This window comes from Anaerococcus hydrogenalis DSM 7454, from assembly GCF_000173355.1.
Lineage (GTDB): Bacteria > Bacillota > Clostridia > Tissierellales > Peptoniphilaceae > Anaerococcus > Anaerococcus hydrogenalis.
Genome location: NZ_ABXA01000043.1, coordinates 146,988 through 166,321 on the forward strand (window position 1 = coordinate 146,988; position 19,334 = coordinate 166,321).

Here is a 19,334-nt window from a genome sequence, read left to right on the forward strand (position 1 = left end):
ATTACCCCAAATGGTTTGAAACAAACATTTATTTAGATAGCTTTTTTATAATTTGCTCGATTTCCTCAATTTTTTCTTTCCCATCATCTTTACTTCCGTTTTCAACGGCATGATAAACACAATGTTCAAGGTGGGAGGAGAGGACATCGGTGTTCACATTTTTTTAATATAGAAATTGATGCCATTAATTGATTTGATATGTCTATGCAATACCTATCACTTTCTACCATTTTTATTAGGCCATCAATTTGTCCTTTGACTGTTTTTAATTTTCTTAAAGTTTTATCCTTATCAGCCTTCATTATTTGTACTCTATACCAACAAATTCATATCCAGCATCATTGATTTTATCAGCTATTTCTTTTTCATCAATTGATCCAAAAAATTCAACATTTGCAAGCTTTTCATCTAAATTTACTTCAGCATTTTCAATTCCTGCAATTGATTTTAGTGTTTCTTCTACACGATTTTTGCAGTGGTTACAGCTCATATTGTTAACTTTTACTATCATTTTGTTTAATTCTTTCATTTTATTCTCCTTTTTTATTTTATTATTGTCATTTTCTATAATTTCTTTAATTTTTTTATCATTTTCAAAGTTAGCCTTAAAATTTCTAAGTCTTAGTGAGTTTAAACATACAAATACTGATGATAAACTCATAGCAAAGGCTCCAAACATTGGTGAAAGTTTTATGCCAAAACTTGGATATAGGAGTCCTGCTGCAAGAGGGATTCCTATTACATTATAGAAAAATGCCCAAAATAAGTTCTCTTTTATTGTTTTTATGGTGGCTTTTGAAAGTTTTATAGCTGATACAATATCTAAAATATTGTTTTTTATTAAAATTACATCTGCAGATTCAATTGCTACATCTGTACCATTTCCAATAGCCATTGCCACATCACTTCTAGCTAGTGCTGGTGCATCATTTATTCCATCGCCAACCATTAATACTTTCTTACCCTGATTTTTAAGTTTTTTAACTTCTTTTTCCTTATCTTCTGGTAAAACTTCTGCATATTTGTAGTCAATATTTAAAGATTTTCTAATAGCTTCCGCAGTTTTTTCGTTATCTCCCGTAATCATTCTAACTTCATAGCCCAATTTTTTCATCTCATCAATGGCAATTTTTGATAAGGATTTTGGCCTATCTTGGACAGCTATTATCCCTATAACCTCTTTTTCATTAGAAAAATACATGGAAGTTTTTCCTTGGCTTGAAAGTTTATCTGATTTTTTTTCGTAAGATTTTAAGTTAATATTTTTTTCTTTCATTAAGGAAATATTTCCACCATAATAAATTTTATTTTTATAGCTTGCTTTAATTCCCTTTCCGCTTATTGATTCAAAATTTGAAACTTCAATATTTTGGATATTTTTTTCTTCTGCAAATTCATTTATGGCATTTGATAGGGGATGCTCACTTTTAATTTCCATAGATGATGCAAGTTTTAAAAATTCATTTTCATCTAAATCTGTAAGAATATCAGTAACTTGAGGTTTACCTTCAGTTATTGTTCCTGTTTTATCAAGTAAAATTGTATCTACCTTATGAAGATTTTCTAAACTTTCTGCATTTTTAAATAGTAATCCATATTCTGCACTTTTTCCTGTTGCAACCATAATTGCCATTGGAGTAGCAAGTCCCAAAGCACATGGACAAGAAATTACTAAAACTGATATTGCAAGGTTTAAAGAAAATTCAAACCCATATCCCAAAAACATCCAAGTTATAAAAGTAATTAAAGAAATAAGCATTACAGCCGGAACAAAAACTGCTGAAATTTTATCGGCAAGTTTTGCGATTGGGGCCTTACTTTCATTTGCCTCATTAACAAGTTCAATTATTTTTGAAAGAGTTGTATCTTCTCCTACTTTTAAAGCTTCAAAAATAAATGAACCTTGCTTGTTAATTGTTGCAGAAATTACCTCGTCGCCAACATTTTTATTTACAGGCATGGATTCACCAGTTATGGCAGACTCATCGACAAGGGAGGATCCTTCCTTAATGATTCCATCCACTGCTATTGATTCTCCAGGCCTTACAATAATCAAGTCACCTTTTTTTAAATCTTCTACAGGGATTTCTTTTTCCACTCCATCAAGTAAAATTCTTGCCTTTTTTGGAGCAAGATCCATCAAAGCTTCCAAAGATTTTTTGGTTTGGCCCTTGGATCTTTTTTCAAAATATTTTCCAAGAGTTATCAAAGTCAAAATCATAGCAGAAGATTCGAAATATAAATTTGTCCTATACATTTCTACAATATCTAATTTAGAAAAACCAAGGCCATAAGCCATCCTAAATATTGCAAAAATTCCATAAACAACAGCTGCAAAAGAACCAAGCCCTACAAGGGTATCCATATTTGGGGCCTTGTTGATAAGTCCTTTGAACCCAGAAATATAAAAAATTCTATTTACAAATATAACTGGAATTGTTAATAAAAATTGTACAAAAGCAAAATTTACGCTACCTTCTACACCATGTAAAAAATGTGGTAGGGGCAGGTTAACCATATGTCCCATGGAAACATACATCAAAGGAATCATAAATAAAAATGAAATAATTAACCTATTTTTTACATTTTTTTCTTCATTATTATTTTTTGAACTATCCTCAGATTTTTTTTTCATTAACTGGGCTTGCACCATAGCCTATTTTTTCAACTGCATCTATAATATCGTCTTTGGAAATTTTCTTCTCATCATATGAAACATTCATTGTTTCGCTAACAAGATTTACATTTACACTATTAACACCGAGTTTTTCTACAGCCTTTTGAACATTGGCCTGGCAAGATGCACAAGTCATTCCAGTAACCTTAAATCGTTCTTTCATTTTACCTCCTTACTAACACCCTATGGGGGTGTATACTTTTATTATATTATAAATATTTTTTTTGTAAAGAAATTTAAAATTTTCGGGTAAAAATTTACAAAGGAGTAAAAAATGAAAAGATATAATATGATTTTTAAGGGAAGAGTTCAAGGAGTTGGATTTAGGTACAAATCTTTTATGATTGCAAATGAACTAGGACTTACAGGAGATGTTTATAATTTGTATGATGGAGATGTTGAAGTTAATGTCCAAGGAGATCAAGAAAAAATTGACATATTTTTGGATAGACTTTCTCACGATAGGTTCATTAGAATTGATAAGGTAAATATAAAGGAAGAGGAAATAAAGAATGATGAAAAAAAATTTAAATTATCATAAAAAAATAAGGAGCCTTGAATAAACAAGGTCCTTAATCTTTTTTAAATATATTTTCTATAAGAGGATTAATAATTGCAAGAATTATTGATGCAAAAATTGCTGTAGAAAATGAATCAATACTAGCCCCACTTGATAGGTTAAAGGTAATTTCCAAAACTATTGCATTTACTATAAAGGAAAATAATCCAAAAGTTAAAATAGTTAATGGAAGTGACAAAAGTTTTAATATTGGTTTTATAATCGCATTAACAAGTATCAAAAGTATGGCTGTGATTATAAAAGCCTTATTTTCTGTAAAACTTATACCAGAAAATAAAATATCAAGTATATATAAGCTTATAGCATTTACTAGACATTGAATAAGTAATTTCATAATTATCTCCTTTATTTTTTATTTTATTTTACGGGAAAATGGAATAAATTCAACATATGAAAGAAAATGAATGAAAATGATTGACTTTGAATGAAAGGGCGTTATAATATTAGCAAATGATATTTGAAAAAAGAATTGAAATAATTTTAAATATTTTAAAAAAACAAAGACAAGTTTCTAATAAGATTTTAAAATCAAATTTAAATGTTAGCGAATCTACCCTAAGAAGAGATTTGGATTATCTAGAAAATAGAGGATATATCAAAAGAGTTCACGGGGGAGCAGTTCTTTCTAATATTGAATTTGAAGAAAAATCCTATGATAAAAATGTTGTGTCAAATATTGAAAGTAAAATAAGAATTGCCAAAAAGGCTTCAAAAGAAATTTTTGATAGCAAATATATTTATCTTGATGGGGGAACTACTATAAATCAACTTATAGATTACCTACCACAATGTTGTACTGTTATCACAAATGGAATTATGCATTTGGAAAAACTAGGAAAAAATAATATTAAAACAATTTTTCTTGGTGGAAATTTTAAGACAAGAACAAATGTTGTAATTGGAGAGCAAACTTTGGATAATTTGTTAAAGTATAATTTTGACCTTTGCTTTATTGGGGCAAATGGATATTGTAACGGCGAATTTACAACCCATGATCCTAATGAAGCCATAATCAAAAATACTGCTATTAAAAGATCAAAAAGATCTATAATTTTGCTTGATAGGTCAAAGTTTGGCAAGGTTTATTTTTCTAAAATATGTAATATTGAAGATGTAGATTTAATTACGGAGGAGCTATGATTTATACACTTACCTTAAATCCATCTATTGACTATGTTTTGAGAATTGAAAGATTTGATGATGGACAAACCATAAGAAGTAAAAGCGAAGAAAAATATCCTGGTGGAAAGGGAATTATGGTTTCCAAACTTTTAAAAAATCTTGGAGCAAAGTCTATAAATATTGGTTTTTTAGGTGGTTTTACAGGAGAATTTATTAAAAATAAATTAGAAAATCTAGGAATTGACCAAGAATTTACAAAAATTTCTGATGATTCAAGAATAAATGTAAAACTAAAATATGATACAGAAACTGAAATAAATGCCCAAGGACCCCAAATAAAGGAAGAAGAAATTGAAGAATTTTTAAATTATTTGGATAATCTCAATGAAGATGACTTTGTAGTAATTTCAGGATCAATTCCAAAATCTCTGGGAGATGATTTTTATAGGGTTATTGTAAACTTACTTGAGATGAATAATGTAAGATTTGCCCTTGATACTTCAGGGAAAAAATTATTTAACTTATCTGCTTATAGGCCTTTCTTGGTAAAACCAAACAAGGATGAGCTTGGTGAAATTTTTGAAGATAGCATTGATAGTGATGAAAAAATAATAAAATATGCTAGAAAATTGATTGATCAGGGAGCAGAAAATGTAATTGTATCTCTTGGAAAAGATGGATCAATCTTTGTTGATAATAATATGGCTTATAAGGCAAAACCAATTGAGGGAAAATTAATTAATTCTGTAGGAAGTGGAGATAGCATGGTTGCAGGATATATTTATGGATATATGAGGGGGCTTTCAAAAATAGATTCATATAAACTTGCAATTGCTTGTGGAAGTGCAACAGCATTTAGTCCTGATATTGCAGAAAAAATTTAATTTATCAAATATTAGAAAAAGTTGAGGTAGAAGAATGCAAATAAAAGATTTATTAAAAAGAAATCTGATGATTATGGAGCTTAAATCATCAAACAAAATGGATGTTATTGATGAAATTGCTCAAAAATTTTTCGATGAGGGAATTGTTGGAAGTAAAGAGGAATTTAAGGAAGGCTTGATTAAAAGAGAAAGCGAGACTTCAACTGCCTTGGGTGAAGGTATTGCAATGCCACATGCAAAAGTCGATACTGTAAAAGAACCTGCAGTTTTATTTGCGAAAAAAGCAGAAGGATTAGATTATGAAGCTCTTGATGGAGAAGATTCATTTGTGTTTTTCTCAATCGCTGTACCAAATGGGGAAAATAATCTTCATGTTCAAACTCTTGCGAAATTATCAAAAATGATTTTGAAGGAAGGCTTTATAGACAAATTAAAAGCTGCGAATAGTCCTGATGAGGTTTATGAAATTATTGATTCATATTCAGAAGAAGAAAAAGAAGTTTCAAAACCAGTAGAAGAAAATGAAAGTTCAAAATACATTATAGGTGTAACAGCTTGTCCAAATGGAGTTGCTCACACTTATATGGCTCAGGAAGCATTAGAAAATGCTGGAAAAAAATTAAATGCAAAAATTAAAATAGAAACAAACGGATCAGACGGAGTTAAAAATAGACTTACTAGCGAGGATATTAAAAATGCCGAAGCAGTAATTATTGCAGCTGATAAAAAAGTAGAAATGGCAAGATTTGATGGTAAAAAATTAATTCAAAGACCAGTTTCTGATGGGATTAGAAAAAGCGAAGAGCTAGTAAAAGATGCAATTGATGGAAAATTCTCAGTTTACCACGCAAGTGGAAGTGATAGTAAGGTGGAAGAAGTTTCTACAGAAAAAACTAGTCTAAAACAAGAAATTTATAAAGATTTGATGAATGGTGTAAGCCACATGCTACCTTTTGTAATTGGTGGTGGAATTTTGATGTCTATATCATTTTTGGCAGAAAGATTTTTGGGAGATAAGTCCCTTGCCTTTACATTTTTAAATAAGATTGGTTCTGGGGCATTTTCTTTCTTAATTCCAATTTTAGCAGGATACATTGCTTATTCAATTGGAGATAGACCAGCCTTAATGCCAGGTATGGTTGCAGGATTTCTTGCTAGTGAAAGTGCAGGATTTTTGGGAGGATTAATTGGAGGTTTTCTTGCAGGATTAATAATTAACTTCCTTAAAAAAATATGTAAAAAAATGCCAAAATCACTTAACAGTGTAAAATCAATGTTGATTTATCCTGTTTTTGGTTTATTAATTACAGGCGCCTTGATGTTTTTCATTATCGATCCTGTTTTTACTGGAATAAATGACGGCTTAAATAATTGGCTAACAAATATGGGAGCTACAAATAAAGTTTTGATTGGAGCTTTATTAGGTGGAATGATGGCTGCTGATATGGGTGGTCCAATAAATAAAGCAGCTTATACTTTTGCAACTGGTGCCTTTATTGGAACAAATGATGGGGCATTTATGGCTGCTGTTATGGCAGGAGGAATGGTTCCTCCAATTGCAATTGCCCTCGCATCAACTTTCTTTAAAGATAAATTTACAGAAAATGAAAGAAAATCAGCAGTAAGTAATTATTTATTAGGTCTTTCATTTATAACAGAAGGAGCTATTCCTTTTGCAGCAGCAAAACCACAATTAATTATTCCTATATCTATTGTGGGAAGTGCTATAGCAGGAGGACTTACACAGTTATTTAATGTAAGTGTACCAGCACCACACGGTGGAATATTTGTTTTACCAGCAATGTCATCATTAAACCAAGCACTTTTCTTTATCGGTTCATTTGTAATTGGTTCAATAGTATCAGCAATTTTATTAGTAATCTTTAAGAAAAAAGAAATTTAAATTATATATTCACCAGCTTAAGATAACTTAGGCTGGTATTTTTTAATTTGAAAAAATTGGGTATAGAAAAGACAAAGAGAGGTTTTTTATGAGTGAATTAAAAAAAGTTATAGATGAACAAAATATATTTTTTAGAACAGGAAGAACAAATACAGAAGATTTTAGAAAAAAGGCTCTGATAAAATTAAAAAATTCAATAAAAAAATATAGGGAAGATATTTTATATGCTCTAAAGATGGATTTAAATAAATCTACTACTGAGTCATACATTTCAGAAATTGCAAATGTATATGGTGAAATAGACTTTGCCTTAAAAAATTTATCAGATTGGATGAAGGATAAAAGAGAGATTACCAACATAGAGGCAGCTCCCGCAAAATCATTTACAAGATATGAACCTTTGGGCCTTACTTTAATAATTTCTCCATGGAATTATCCATTTTTACTTGCTATAGATCCAATAGTTAATGCAATTTCAAGTGGCAATACTATAATTTTAAAAACTTCAAGAAAGGCTGTTTATACATCAAAAATTATAAAAAAATTATTAGATGAAAATTTTGATAGGTCTTTTATTTATTGTGTAGATAATGAAAAGGTAAGTCATGAAGAACTATTATCTTATAAGTATGACCACATATTTTTCACAGGATCTTCAAAAGTTGGAAGAGAAATTATGGAAAAAGCAAGCAAAAATTTGACTAAAGTTACCTTGGAGCTTGGAGGAAAATCTCCTTGTATAGTTGATGAAAGTGCAAATTTAAAATTTGCAGCAAAAAGAATTATATGGGGAAAACTTTTAAATAGTGGACAAACTTGCGTAGCTCCAGATTATCTTTTAGTACACAAGGATGTTAAAGATAAGCTTTTAAGGCTTATGAAAGAAATGATTTTTGAATTTTTTGGCGATAGGGCGATCGACAATCCTGATTATCCAAGAATAATTGATAAAAAAGCTTTGGATAGGTTAGTTTTTTTGATGGAAGATCAAGATATTTATACTGGTGGACTTTATAATTCAAAAACTTTAAAAATAGAGCCTACTATTATTAATAATGTAGATTTTTCAAATAAAATTATGAAAGAGGAAATTTTTGGTCCGATTCTTCCAGTGATTGAATATGATGATATTTTTAAGCTTATAAATAAATTAAAATTTATGGATAAACCTTTGGCACTTTATATTTTTAGTGAGGATAAAGACCACATTGATAGATTAACTTATGATTTATCATCTGGTGGTGTTTGTATCAATGATACTATTATGCATTTATCAAATCCTAATTTAGAATTTGGTGGTGTAGGAGAAAGTGGAAGTGGCGGATACCATGGGAAATTTGGTTTTATGAATTTTTCTAATAGAAAATCTATTATGATAAGGTCCAATAATATTGATGTAAATATAAAATATCCTCCTTATTCAAGAGGTCAAGAAAAAATAATTAAGAAAATTTTTAAGTAAGTCCTAAGTTTTTAGGACTTTTTTCTTTTTATTTTAATTTATTGAAGAAAAAAAATATAAAAGTATAATATTTTTTATAATCAAGGGGTGGTTTAATGGTTTTTATATCTGATGATAAAAAAAATGAGATTTTAGAAAATTCAGATATTGTGGCGATTATTGGTGATTATGTAGATTTGAAAAAATCTGGTAATTCCTATAAGGGTTTGTGTCCTTTTCATAATGAGAAGACACCATCTTTTACGGTTGATGACAAGAAACAATTATTTCATTGCTTTGGCTGTGGCGAAGGCGGTGATGTTGTTTCTTTTATTATGCACAAAGAAGGTCTTTCTTATATTGATTCTATGAAATATTTGGCCAGTAAGGCAGGTATTAAAATAGATGATTCAAAATCTAGTAGAGAAAATAAGAGATTAAATAGGCTATATGATATAAACAAAGATATAATGATGTATTTTTATAAAAATTTACTGACTGATAAGGCTGGACAAATTTATTTGAAAAACAGAGGGTTTAGGTCAAATATAGTAAATACTTTTATGCTAGGATTTGCTAAAAATTCTTGGGATGATTTACTATCTTATGTTAAAGAAAAAGATTATCTTTTGGATGATATTGAAAATCTAGGTTTGATTAAAAAATCTAAAAATGGAAAATATTATGATAAGTATAGGAATAGGTTGATTTTCCCAATTATTAATCATTATGGTAAAGTTATTGGTTTTGGTGGTAGAAGTATTGATTCTACTATGCCCAAATATTTAAATTCTCCAGAAAGCGAAGTTTTTAAAAAAAGATATAACCTATATGGCTTAAATATTTTTAAAAAGCAATCTAATAAAGATATTATCTTGGTCGAAGGTTATATGGATGTAATTGGTTTAAATAATCAAGGAATAGACCAGGCTGTTGCAAGTCTTGGAACAAGTCTTACAAACGATCAGGCAAAGTTATTAAAAAGATATGCAAAAAATGTATTTATTTGCTATGACGAGGATAATGCTGGAATAAAAGCTACTGATAGGGCCATTGAAATACTTTTAGATGAGGGGATAAAACCGAATATCATTAGCCTTGAGAAGGGGCTTGATCCTGATGATTTTGTAAAAAAATATGGTAGGGATGCCTTTATTAAAAAAATGGATGAAGCTAGTGATGTTTATAATTACAAGTATAATAAGATTCTTGATATATATGCATCAAGTAAGGAAAATGAAAAATTTGAAAAATTAAATTTATTTATAGAATTTTTAACTTCGATTGAGTCGGATCTTACAAGAGAAATTTTTGTTAATAATGTAAGTAAACTTTTTGATATAGACAAATCTACTTTAAAAGAATCTGTCTTAAAGTATAATGATAACTACAAAAAGACTTTTAATAAGAAGTTTTCTGATGAAAGTTCATATAAAAAAATTATAAAAATCAAAGTGTACTTGTAGAAAGAAAAAAATATTCTGTATCTATAAATGAACTTGAAACTTTAAGATTGTATTTAAATCAAAGGGATGATTATAAAGAATTTGAAGATTTCTTTGACCAAGTTTTAGTTGATGAAAATATATTAAAAATTAAAGCTTATATAGAAAAAAATGGTATGGAAAAAATTAGTGAAAATTTTACAAACGAGGATCAATTTATAATTGACTATATAAAGGATAAGTCTAACAAAATTGTAGCTAATGAGTTAAAAGATAAGATAAATTTAGAAAATAGAAGAAAATTATTGAAAAAGTTAAGAAATAGAGACTAATCACTTCAAGGTGGAGGGGAGACTTATGACTAGTGATAACGAGAAAATGCTAGAAGATGATCTTCTAAAAGAAATAATAGATGAGTTTAAATCTATTAGTGAATCTCAAGATGGTATTGTAACTTATAAGCAAGTTTACACCTTTGAGACTTTTAAAGAAATGGAAGATGAAAGCAAAAAATATGTTATAGGCCAAATTATATCTAATGGAATAGAAATCGTTGAAGAAGAAAGAACTGTCTTGGATGAAGAAGACGATGATGAAATAATTGATGATATTGACGATGAAGACGAAGATTTTTCTGATGAAAAGCTTGAAGATCATATGAAAAAAGTATCAAAAAAGCAAAAAGTTGAAAGAAAAATTGTTCAAGAAGAAACTATCACTGGTATAAAGTTGGATGACCCTGTAAAAATGTATCTAAAAGAAATTGGAAAAGTTAAACTTTTAGATGCTCACGAGGAAATATTTTTAGCTAAGAAAATGGAGCTTGGAGATATTGCTTTAAGAAGCAAAAATGGAAGAAAGTTAACCAAGCAAAACAAGATGAAGCTTGCCCTTGATATTTTTTATGGTGATATTTCCATAACTATATTGCGCGCTAATAAGATGATTCTTGAAAATAAAGAGATAGATGAAGAAATACAAACAAATCTTAATTCATTGATAGAAATTGGAAATCAATTTGAAAATATGTTAAATCAAGAATTGACTGATGAGCAGTTAGAAGCTATAAAATCAAAAATTTTAATTTGTAATATTGCTCAAAAATCTATTTCTGATAAAGAATTAAGCGAAAAAGAAGCTAATATCTTGTGTGATTTGTTTGATAATTTTGGAAAACTTGTTTCATCTGAAGAATCAGATGATATTGTATCGTTAATTTATTTAGCATTTTCAGACCTTTATAAAAAAGGAGCTGAGGATGAAATATTTAAAACAAATGATAGACTTTTGATAAATGATTTAATGAATTTTGCTAACAAGGCTAAGCAAGTTTCAGAAAAAAGACCTTTATCAGAATCATCTATAAAAGATTTGGAAAGATTTGAAAAAACTAAAGAGCTTTGCAAGAAAATTTTTGAAGACCAAGGATTTGATGCTGATGATGTAAAAAGATTAAATAGGGCTATATTTGATGCGAATAGGGCAAAGCAAAAACTTGCTGAAACAAACCTAAGACTTGTAGTTTCAATTGCAAAAAAATATGTGGGTCGTGGAATGAGCTTTTTGGATTTAATTCAAGAAGGAAATATGGGCCTTATGAAGGCAGTTGATAAATACGACTACAACAGAGGATTTAAGTTTTCAACTTATGCAACTTGGTGGATAAGACAAGCTATTACAAGAGCAATAGCAGACCAAGCAAGAACAATTAGGATTCCTGTTCACATGGTTGAAACTATAAATAAATTAGTCAGGATTCAAAGACAATTAGTTCAAGATTTAGGTCGTGATCCATCAAATGAAGAAATTGCAGAACAAATGGGAATTGAAGTTGAAAAAGTTCAAGAAATAAGAAAAATTGCCCAAGAGCCAGTAAGTTTGGAAACACCAATTGGAGAAGAAGAAGATAGCCATTTGGGAGATTTCATAGAGGATGACACAGCTATAAATCCAGATGATGCAGCAAATTATTCAATGCTTAGAGACCAATTAAATGATGTTTTATCATGCCTTGGTGCAAGAGAAAAAAGAGTTTTACAATTAAGATTTGGTCTAATTGATGGAACTCCAAGAACTCTTGAAGAAGTTGGAAAAGAATTTGATGTAACACGTGAAAGAATTAGACAAATAGAAGCAAAGGCATTAAGAAAATTAAAATCGCCTAATAAGAGTGAATTATTGAAAGACTTTTTATAAATGAAAATTACTAAAAGATTAGAAAAAATTGCAAATCTAGTCGAAGAAGGTAAAAGGGTAATAGATATTGGGACTGATCATGGATTAGTCCCTTTATATTTAGCAAAAAATAATATATCAAAAGATATATTAGCTACAGATATATCTGCCAAAAGCCTTAAAAAACTAGAAGATAAGATTGATAAAAATTTAGAAAATATAATAAGAACCAAGGTCTGTAATGGCCTAAATGGAATAGATATAAAAGAAAATCAAATTGCAGTAATTGCAGGCATGGGGGCAATTACCATAATTGAAATTTTGACCCAAAATATAGAAAAGGTAAGAAAACTTGATTATGTAATTTGTGAAGGAAATATTGGAAATGAAAAACTTAGGAAGTTTTTAAATGAAAATGATTTTTATATAGATAAAGATTTTCTTATAAAAGATGGCAGAAAACATTATGACATAATTAGGTTTAGAAATGGAAAAGACAGAAAATTAAGCCTTGGAGAAATTTATTTTGGTAAATTTATATACCATGAAAAAAATCCCCTTGTAATGAAAAGAATTGACCAAATTTATAAGAAAAATATAAGATTTAAAGAAAATATAGAAAAATTTTCTAAAGATAAAGAAGGTCTTGATTTAATAAATGAAAGACTTGAAGCAATAAGGGAGGTTAGAAATCATGAAAATTAAAGAGGTAATAAAATTTTTAGAAGACAAATTTCCACTAGATTTACAAGAAGAATGGGATAATTCTGGTTTACAAATAGGAAATGTTGAAAATGACTTAAAAGATATAATGATTTCTTTGGATTTGACAGATGAAGCTATAGAAAGCGCCATAGAAAATTCATGTAATTTAATTATTAACCACCATCCTTTTATATTTTCTCCAATAAAATCAATAGATTTATCCGATGATTATAATAAAAAAATAGAAAAATTAATAAAAAATGATATAAGTGTTTTTGCTATGCACACAAATTTAGATACAGCTAAAGGTGGTGTAAATGATAATTTTGCAAAAGTTTTAGAACTTGAAAGAGTTGAATTTTTGGACACAAAAAATGACCATCCTATGGCAAGATTAGGATATACAAAAGAGCAAAATGCAAAAGAATTTGCAGAATTTGTAAAAGAAAAATTAGCTTGTAAGGGCCTGATTTTATATGGAGATAAGGAAAAAATCATAAAAAAAGTTGCCCTTTGTGGGGGAGCTGGAAGTGATTTTATAAAAGATGCTATTGAAAAAAAATGTGATGTAATTATTACAAGCGATGTAAAATACCATGAGGCAATAGATAACTCTAAAGATATAGTAATAATAGATCCAGGTCATTTTGCAAGTGAAAACCATATAATTTATATGTTAGAAAATTTACTAGATAATCATTTTGCAACTAGAATTTACACAAATACACCAAAGAAAGCATATAGATTTTTTATTTAAATCTTTACAAAAGAAAAATAAGTGATAAAATACATTAAGGAGTAAATTGAATAATCGCGTCAAATGACGAGGAAAGTCCGTGCACCACAGAGTAAGGATGCTAGATAACGTCTAGTAAGGGTGACCTTCAGGCAAGTGCAAAAGAAAGAATACCGCCAATTTTTTTGGTAAGGGTGGAACGGTGAGGTAAGAGCTCACCAGATAATTAGTGATAATTATGCTGTGTAAACCCCATCCGGTGCAAGAACAAAAGGGACATTAGGATTTCTACTCGAAACGGTCCAGTATGGTAGTTCGCTTGAGCTAATTGGTGACAATTAGCCTAGATAGATGATTATTTTTAACAGAACACGGCTTACAGATTTACTCTTTATTAAGAAAATTAACTATCCTTAAATATTTAAGGGTAGTTTTTTATTTGGTTTTTTGTAACTAATAAAATAAAAATTAAAAAAGTAACGATTAATAAAAAATAAAAGATGCAATTTTATATAAATTGGTAATAATTTGTGAAATATATAAATAAAAATAAAAATACAGGATAAAAGTGTAATTTTTTTGTAACTAATTATTGACATTTTTGTCAAAAAGATATATTATTATTCTAGATTTCATAACAGATATAATAATTAATTTTAAAGACGGAGGATACAATGAGTAAGAAAAATATAGGATCGACAATAGGAGTGTTAGCTGCAGTAACTATCGGAGCAACAGCTTACGCTTCAACAATCAATAATTTAGATAAAGAAGATCAATCAAAAAAAGTATTAGATAGTAATGTATCTTATATTGATAAAGAATATGCATCAACTGCAAAAAAAGTAAAAAAGACTACGCTGATGAAGTTAGCAATACAAAATTTGCAGAAAAATCTGTAGATAAAAAAGATAATAAAAAAGATGCAAAATTATCTAAAGTAAGAAATTTGGCAGATCCTACACTTTTTGAATCATCAAGTGAAGAAGCTATAGTAAAAGCTGTAGATGAAAAAATACAATCAAATAAAGAAGAAGATAAGAAAAATGAAGAAATAACTGTAGATCAAGTTTTACAAGAAAGCCCAATTGTAGAAAAATTTGTAGCAGTTGATACTTTAAACTTAAGATCTTCTAAATCAGACCAAGAAAACAATGTAATAGATGTTTTAAATAAAAACGATAAGGTTAGCGGAAGAGTTGAAGATGGCTGGTTAAAAACAGACAATGGTTACATAAAACTTGAATTTTTAGCTGATAATTTTATAGAAGATACTAAAAAACAAAATGCAGAAGAAATTTTAGCACAAGAAGAGGCTAAAAAGGCTGAAGAAATAAAAGCTCAAGAAGAAGCTAAAAAAGCCCAAGAAGAAAAGGTTAAAGATACTGAAGAAGTAAAATCTCAAGAAAATCAAGCAATCTCTTATACTGGTTGGGTAAATGCTGATGCTTTAAATATTAGAAGTGATGCTAATTTAAATTCTAATATTGTAGGAGCTCTTACAAAGGGAGATAAAGTATCAGGAACACTTCAAAATGGTTGGTTAAAAATTAATAACAATGGAAAAGTTTCTTATATTTCAGCAGATTTTCTTTCAAATACAGAAGTTAAAAAACCTGTAGTTGAGAAAAAAGAAGAAAGTAAAAAAGAAACTACTAATCAACAAGCACAAAACAGAACAGCTAACGTAAAACAAGAAAATAAAGTTCAATCTCAAGCTTATACAGGTTGGGTTAACACAGCTGCCCTTAATGTAAGAAATGGAGCATCAACTTCAAACAATGTAATAGGAAATTACACTATGGGGGATAAGGTTAGCGGACAATTAGCTAACGGTTGGTTAAAAGTTAATTATAATGGACAAACTGGTTATATTAGTGCGGATTTATTATCAAATTCTGAAGTAGCTAAGCCACAAGAAGTTGTTCAAAATAATTCTAACAACCAAGAAAGAAGTCAACAAAATAATACTGTAACAGCTCAAAAAACTGTAGCTCAAACACAACAACAAGCACCAGCTCCACAAGCATCAGGTAGTGGACAAGCTGCTGCAAATATTGCTAGTCAATTTATAGGGACTCCATATGTATGGGGTGGAACTTCACCAAGTGGATTTGATTGTTCAGGGTTAGTTCAATATGCTTATAGGCAAGTAGGTGTAAATATATCTAGAACTAGTCAACAGCAAGCAACTAATGGATACTCTGTAAGTTTATCAAGTTTACAAGCAGGAGACATTTTATTATTCTCATATGGTGGATCAGTTGATCACGTTGGAATAGTAACAGATTCTAGTGGAAACTTTGTTCACGCATCCAATCCAAGTACAGGGGTTATTACAGGAAACGTATATGATCCTTGGTATCAATCTGTATGCGTTGGAGCAAGAAGAATATTTTAAGTAAAATAAATTTTAAACACCCTGCGGGGTGTTTTTTAGGTGGATAAAATGAAAATTATAAATTCAAAAGATATCAAAAATAACTTATTAACAAAAATAAATAGGGAAAAGAAAATAAAAAATTATTAATAATCTCTCAAGGAAAAAATTTATCTGTCAGTCAATATAAAAATGCAATTTTAAAAAGATGTAAAGAATACGGTATAAATTATCTTGATAAGAATTTTGGTGATGATAAAAATCATTTTGATATTATTGATTACTGTGAAAATTTAGAAAATATAGATGGTTTTATAATATTACAACCCCTATCAAAAAATACAGACCTAGATTATTTAAGGAAAAATATGTCCTTTGAAGATCTGGATGGTTTTAGATATGATTCTTTAGGTAAAATTATGGATAAAAATTTTAAAAATTTGCCACAAACAGCAAGGTCTATAATTAAATTTATTGATTATATGGATATTGATTTAAAGGGAAAAGATGTAATAATTGCAAACTCTACTAATGTAATTGGTAAGCCCCTATCTATGTATTTAAATTATAAGAAAGCTACAGTTACTTTATTTAATTCTAAGACTATTAATCAAAAAGAAAAAATAAAAAGGGCTGATATATTTATTTCAGCTATAGGCAAAGCAAATTTTTATAATGTGGACTATTTTAGAGATGGTCAAGTTTTAATAGATGCAGGTACAAGTTTTATTGATGGAAAAATGTACGGAGATATAGATTATGATAGTTTAGAAAACTTAAAAGTTGATATTGTTACTTGCAAAAATGGGGTAGGGTCAATTACTACTTTATCCTTAATCGAAACTTTATTATGTGATAGTTAAATTTAAAATATTTTTCTTTATGGTATAATTATTGAAGTAATTAAGGTCAATAGTAGAATATAGGAAATATTTATATGAGAAATTTCAAAATAGTTATATTAGGTACAGATATAAATGCTTATGGACTAGCTAGGAGTGCTCATGAGCTTTACAAAATAAAATCAGTATGTATGGGTGTAAGGCCTTTGAGAGACACTAGATATTCAAAAATATGTGAGGTACATACAAAGGAAAATTTTGAGGATGATAATATTTTTGTTGATGAATTAATAAAAATAAAGCAAAAATATTTTGAATATCAACTTATTTTGATTCCTTGCTCTGACGAGTACGCTTCTTTAGTTATTAACAATAAAGAAGAGTTAAAAGATTATTTTTTAATTAATATTATTGATAAAGGTATGCAGGAAAAATTAGAAAATAAGAAAGATTTCTATGGAATTTGCGAAAAATATAATTTAGCTTATCCTGATACTGTAATTATTAAAGGTAAGTCTGATAAGGATATAAAAAAAATTGAGGATAAACTTTCATATCCTATAGCTTTAAAAGCTAATGATTCTATAAATTATTATAACACTCACTTTGAAGGCAAGAAAAAAGCCTATAAAATTTTCAATAAAGATGAACTTATAAATACTATCGATCAAATTTATAATGCTGGCTATTGTGGTGAAATGATTGTGCAAGATTTTATACCAGGAGATAGCTCTAATATGTTTGTTTTAAATGCTTATGTTGATTCAAAGTCAAAAGTTAGGATGATGAGCCTTGGTAAATGTTTATTGGATGAAGTTTTACCTTTAAATATTGGAAATTATAATGCCTTGGTTACTAGTGGTGATGATAGAATATATGACCAGTATAAGAAGTTTTTGGAAGAAATTTCATACAAGGGTTTTGCAAATTTTGACTTAAAATACGATGAAAGAGATGGAAAGTATAAGGTATTCGAAATAAATATTAGGCAGGGAAGGTCATCTTTTTATATGAATTCTACTAGCAATAATTTTCTTAAGTATATAGTATATGATTTAATTTTTAAAAAATATGAACCTTGTTATTTTGAATATGAAAATGGATTATGGTTGTATGTAGATCCTCTGGTATTAAAAAAGTACGTTAGTAATAGGGATAAAGAATTAGCATTAAGACTATTAAAAAATGGCTATGTATTTACAACATGGTATGATAAGGATAAAAATTTTAAAAGGTATTTACATTATATGAGAAGAAGAATTTCTACCATTAAGTACTATCCTAAGTATTTTAATAAAAAGATATAGATTAAATTATATAAAAAAATGGGTTATGCTTTTAGGTCAGTTTGTGATCCTATCCATAGCTTTACACAACCACGATATAATATGATAATTGACCTGTCTCTTGGTGATGAAGAAAAAATATTTGAAAATTTTTCTAGTAAGGGAAGATATAATATTAGAAAATCCATAAAAGCTGGAATTGAAACTAAGATAGAAACAAATGAAAAAACTTTAGATGATTTTTACCAACTTACTGAAATTATGGCCAAAAGACAAGGCATTACTTATAGGCCAAAAGAATATCATAAAAGGCTTGTTGAAAATTATGGATGTAAAATTTTCTTATCATATTATGAGGGGGAAGTTTTGTGCTCATCGATTGTAGTACCATACAAAGATAGCCTAACATACTTGTATGCTGCAAGTTCTAATGAAAAAAGAAACAAAATGCCAAATTATAATATGCTTTGGGAAGAAGTTAAGTATGGTGTAAAAAATGGATACAAATCATTAGACCTTGGTGGGGTATTTTCACTTGATAAAAAAGATGGTCTTTATAGATATAAAGAACATTTTTGTCATCCAAATAAATATACAGCATATATTGGAGAGCTTGATGTTGTTTATGATAGGGACCTTTATGAAAAATTTTTAATAACAAAATAAATTAAAAAGCAAACTTTATTGTTTGCTTCAGACTGTTGATAAACTAAAAATTTTCCCATTTCGACCGAGTGCAACGAGCGGAGAAATCTCTTGAGATCTCTCCATGCGTTCGTTTCACTCACTTAGTCGAGATGGTACTTAGCTTAATTTTTATTTCAAAATAAAATATTATCTAATTTCATACTTTGTCTATGCTCTGAAGCAAACTTTATTGTTTGCTTTTTTTATTTGAAAATTTCACAAAAAAATAGCTAGATCTCTCTAGCTATTAGTGATTTTAAAGATTTATATTTTATTAAACTAATTTTTTAGCAGCTTCTAGTGCAGCTTCATAGTCTGGTAGTTCGGTATTTTGTTCAAGATATTCAACATGAACTAATTTATTATCTTTGTCTACTACAAATACTGCCCTGTTTTGTAATTTTAATTCTTTTATTAAAGTTGCATATTTGTCAGCAAAATCTAAATAATTATAATCAGAAACTGTTTTAC

At 28.6% G+C, this 19,334-nt stretch carries 13 protein-coding genes, 1 other RNA gene and 5 pseudogenes; 15 read left to right on the forward strand and 4 right to left on the reverse strand.

Going from position 1 to position 19,334, the window contains the following annotated elements; genetic code table 11:
- Positions 1-28 precede the first annotated feature (28 nt).
- A pseudogene (locus ANHYDRO_RS07630) lies at positions 29-302 on the reverse strand (metal-sensing transcriptional repressor).
- Positions 302-2,840 (reverse strand): annotated as a pseudogene (locus ANHYDRO_RS07635) (heavy metal translocating P-type ATPase). Before ANHYDRO_RS07635 ends, ANHYDRO_RS07630 begins: the two co-directional pseudogenes overlap by 1 nt.
- 111 nt (positions 2,841-2,951) lie before the next feature.
- Between ANHYDRO_RS07635 and ANHYDRO_RS07640 the strand changes: the two are divergent.
- Positions 2,952-3,218: an acylphosphatase gene (locus ANHYDRO_RS07640; RefSeq protein WP_004815325.1), complete on the forward strand. Its 267-nt coding sequence runs from the start codon at positions 2,952-2,954 to the stop codon at positions 3,216-3,218.
- 31 nt (positions 3,219-3,249) lie between these two features.
- Here ANHYDRO_RS07640 and ANHYDRO_RS07645 read toward each other — a convergent pair whose 3' ends face one another.
- Entirely contained in the window at positions 3,250-3,591 is a 342-nt protein-coding gene (locus ANHYDRO_RS07645) for a phage holin family protein (RefSeq protein WP_004815327.1), read from the reverse strand.
- A gap of 116 nt (positions 3,592-3,707) precedes the next feature.
- Between ANHYDRO_RS07645 and ANHYDRO_RS07650 the strand changes: the two genes are divergently transcribed.
- The 14 genes and pseudogenes from ANHYDRO_RS07650 (at position 3,708) to ANHYDRO_RS07705 (ending at position 18,842) form a co-directional block, all read left to right on the forward strand.
- Positions 3,708-4,397 (forward strand): DeoR/GlpR family DNA-binding transcription regulator, encoded by a 690-nt coding sequence (locus tag ANHYDRO_RS07650; RefSeq protein ID WP_004815329.1) that lies wholly within the window; start codon positions 3,708-3,710, stop codon positions 4,395-4,397.
- Positions 4,394-5,307, forward strand: a pseudogene (gene pfkB / locus ANHYDRO_RS07655) (1-phosphofructokinase). The gene ANHYDRO_RS07650 and the pseudogene pfkB overlap by 4 nt, the downstream one beginning before the upstream one ends.
- On the forward strand, positions 5,298-7,166 hold the full coding sequence (locus tag ANHYDRO_RS07660; RefSeq protein ID WP_004815334.1) for a PTS fructose transporter subunit IIABC: 1,869 nt from the start codon (positions 5,298-5,300) through the stop codon (positions 7,164-7,166). The pseudogene pfkB and the gene ANHYDRO_RS07660 overlap by 10 nt, the downstream one beginning before the upstream one ends.
- An 88-nt stretch (positions 7,167-7,254) precedes the next feature.
- Complete coding sequence (locus ANHYDRO_RS07665; RefSeq protein ID WP_004815336.1) at positions 7,255-8,628, forward strand: aldehyde dehydrogenase family protein; 1,374 nt, start codon at positions 7,255-7,257, stop codon at positions 8,626-8,628.
- Positions 8,629-8,723: 95 nt separating this feature from the next.
- Positions 8,724-10,384, forward strand: a pseudogene (dnaG, locus tag ANHYDRO_RS07670) (DNA primase).
- Positions 10,385-10,409: 25 nt separating this feature from the next.
- On the forward strand, positions 10,410-12,248 hold the full coding sequence (gene rpoD / locus ANHYDRO_RS07675; RefSeq protein ID WP_004818290.1) for an RNA polymerase sigma factor RpoD: 1,839 nt from the start codon (positions 10,410-10,412) through the stop codon (positions 12,246-12,248).
- Positions 12,249-12,932: a tRNA (adenine(22)-N(1))-methyltransferase gene (locus ANHYDRO_RS07680; protein ID WP_004815343.1), complete on the forward strand. Its 684-nt coding sequence runs from the start codon at positions 12,249-12,251 to the stop codon at positions 12,930-12,932.
- Positions 12,922-13,689: a Nif3-like dinuclear metal center hexameric protein gene (locus tag ANHYDRO_RS07685; protein WP_004815346.1), complete on the forward strand. Its 768-nt coding sequence runs from the start codon at positions 12,922-12,924 to the stop codon at positions 13,687-13,689. Before ANHYDRO_RS07680 ends, ANHYDRO_RS07685 begins: the two co-directional genes overlap by 11 nt.
- 38 nt (positions 13,690-13,727) lie before the next feature.
- An RNA gene (rnpB, locus tag ANHYDRO_RS09425) (RNase P RNA component class A) lies at positions 13,728-14,063 on the forward strand.
- 279 nt (positions 14,064-14,342) lie between these two features.
- The gene (locus ANHYDRO_RS10870; protein ID WP_004815347.1) at positions 14,343-14,570 is read left to right on the forward strand and encodes a hypothetical protein; all 228 of its coding nucleotides are present in this window, start codon (positions 14,343-14,345) and stop codon (positions 14,568-14,570) included.
- 47 nt (positions 14,571-14,617) lie between these two features.
- The gene (locus ANHYDRO_RS07690) at positions 14,618-16,069 is read left to right on the forward strand and encodes a C40 family peptidase (RefSeq protein ID WP_004815349.1); all 1,452 of its coding nucleotides are present in this window, start codon (positions 14,618-14,620) and stop codon (positions 16,067-16,069) included.
- A 347-nt stretch (positions 16,070-16,416) separates the two neighbouring features.
- Complete coding sequence (locus ANHYDRO_RS10875; RefSeq protein ID WP_004815351.1) at positions 16,417-16,911, forward strand: Rossmann-fold NAD(P)-binding domain-containing protein; 495 nt, start codon at positions 16,417-16,419, stop codon at positions 16,909-16,911.
- 74 nt (positions 16,912-16,985) lie between these two features.
- Positions 16,986-18,197, forward strand: coding sequence for a carboxylate--amine ligase (locus tag ANHYDRO_RS07700; RefSeq protein ID WP_004815352.1), 1,212 nt, complete (start codon positions 16,986-16,988; stop codon positions 18,195-18,197).
- Between the two features lie 18 nt (positions 18,198-18,215).
- Entirely contained in the window at positions 18,216-18,842 is a 627-nt protein-coding gene (locus ANHYDRO_RS07705) for a lipid II:glycine glycyltransferase FemX (protein WP_004815354.1), read from the forward strand.
- Between the two features lie 295 nt (positions 18,843-19,137).
- Here the strand turns inward: ANHYDRO_RS07705 and ANHYDRO_RS07710 are convergent.
- Positions 19,138-19,334: pseudogene (locus ANHYDRO_RS07710) on the reverse strand (thiol peroxidase); the annotation flags it as partial.

What these genes read in the sequence shown, in the direction of transcription:
- ANHYDRO_RS07640 (WP_004815325.1), top strand. Translation starts at nt 2,952, where the DNA reads ATGAAAAGATATAATATGATTTTTAAGGGAAGAGTTCAAGGAGTTGGA.
- ANHYDRO_RS07665 (WP_004815336.1), top strand. Translation starts at nt 7,255, where the DNA reads ATGAGTGAATTAAAAAAAGTTATAGATGAACAAAATATATTTTTTAGA.
- ANHYDRO_RS07680 (WP_004815343.1), top strand. Translation starts at nt 12,249, where the DNA reads ATGAAAATTACTAAAAGATTAGAAAAAATTGCAAATCTAGTCGAAGAA.
- ANHYDRO_RS07700 (WP_004815352.1), top strand. Translation starts at nt 16,986, where the DNA reads ATGAGAAATTTCAAAATAGTTATATTAGGTACAGATATAAATGCTTAT.
- ANHYDRO_RS07645 (WP_004815327.1), bottom strand. Translation starts at nt 3,591, where the DNA reads ATGAAATTACTTATTCAATGTCTAGTAAATGCTATAAGCTTATATATA.
- rpoD (WP_004818290.1), top strand. Translation starts at nt 10,410, where the DNA reads ATGACTAGTGATAACGAGAAAATGCTAGAAGATGATCTTCTAAAAGAA.
- ANHYDRO_RS10870 (WP_004815347.1), top strand. Translation starts at nt 14,343, where the DNA reads ATGAGTAAGAAAAATATAGGATCGACAATAGGAGTGTTAGCTGCAGTA.
- ANHYDRO_RS07705 (WP_004815354.1), top strand. Translation starts at nt 18,216, where the DNA reads ATGGGTTATGCTTTTAGGTCAGTTTGTGATCCTATCCATAGCTTTACA.
- ANHYDRO_RS07650 (WP_004815329.1), top strand. Translation starts at nt 3,708, where the DNA reads ATGATATTTGAAAAAAGAATTGAAATAATTTTAAATATTTTAAAAAAA.
- ANHYDRO_RS07660 (WP_004815334.1), top strand. Translation starts at nt 5,298, where the DNA reads ATGCAAATAAAAGATTTATTAAAAAGAAATCTGATGATTATGGAGCTT.
- ANHYDRO_RS10875 (WP_004815351.1), top strand. Translation starts at nt 16,417, where the DNA reads ATGTCCTTTGAAGATCTGGATGGTTTTAGATATGATTCTTTAGGTAAA.
- ANHYDRO_RS07685 (WP_004815346.1), top strand. Translation starts at nt 12,922, where the DNA reads ATGAAAATTAAAGAGGTAATAAAATTTTTAGAAGACAAATTTCCACTA.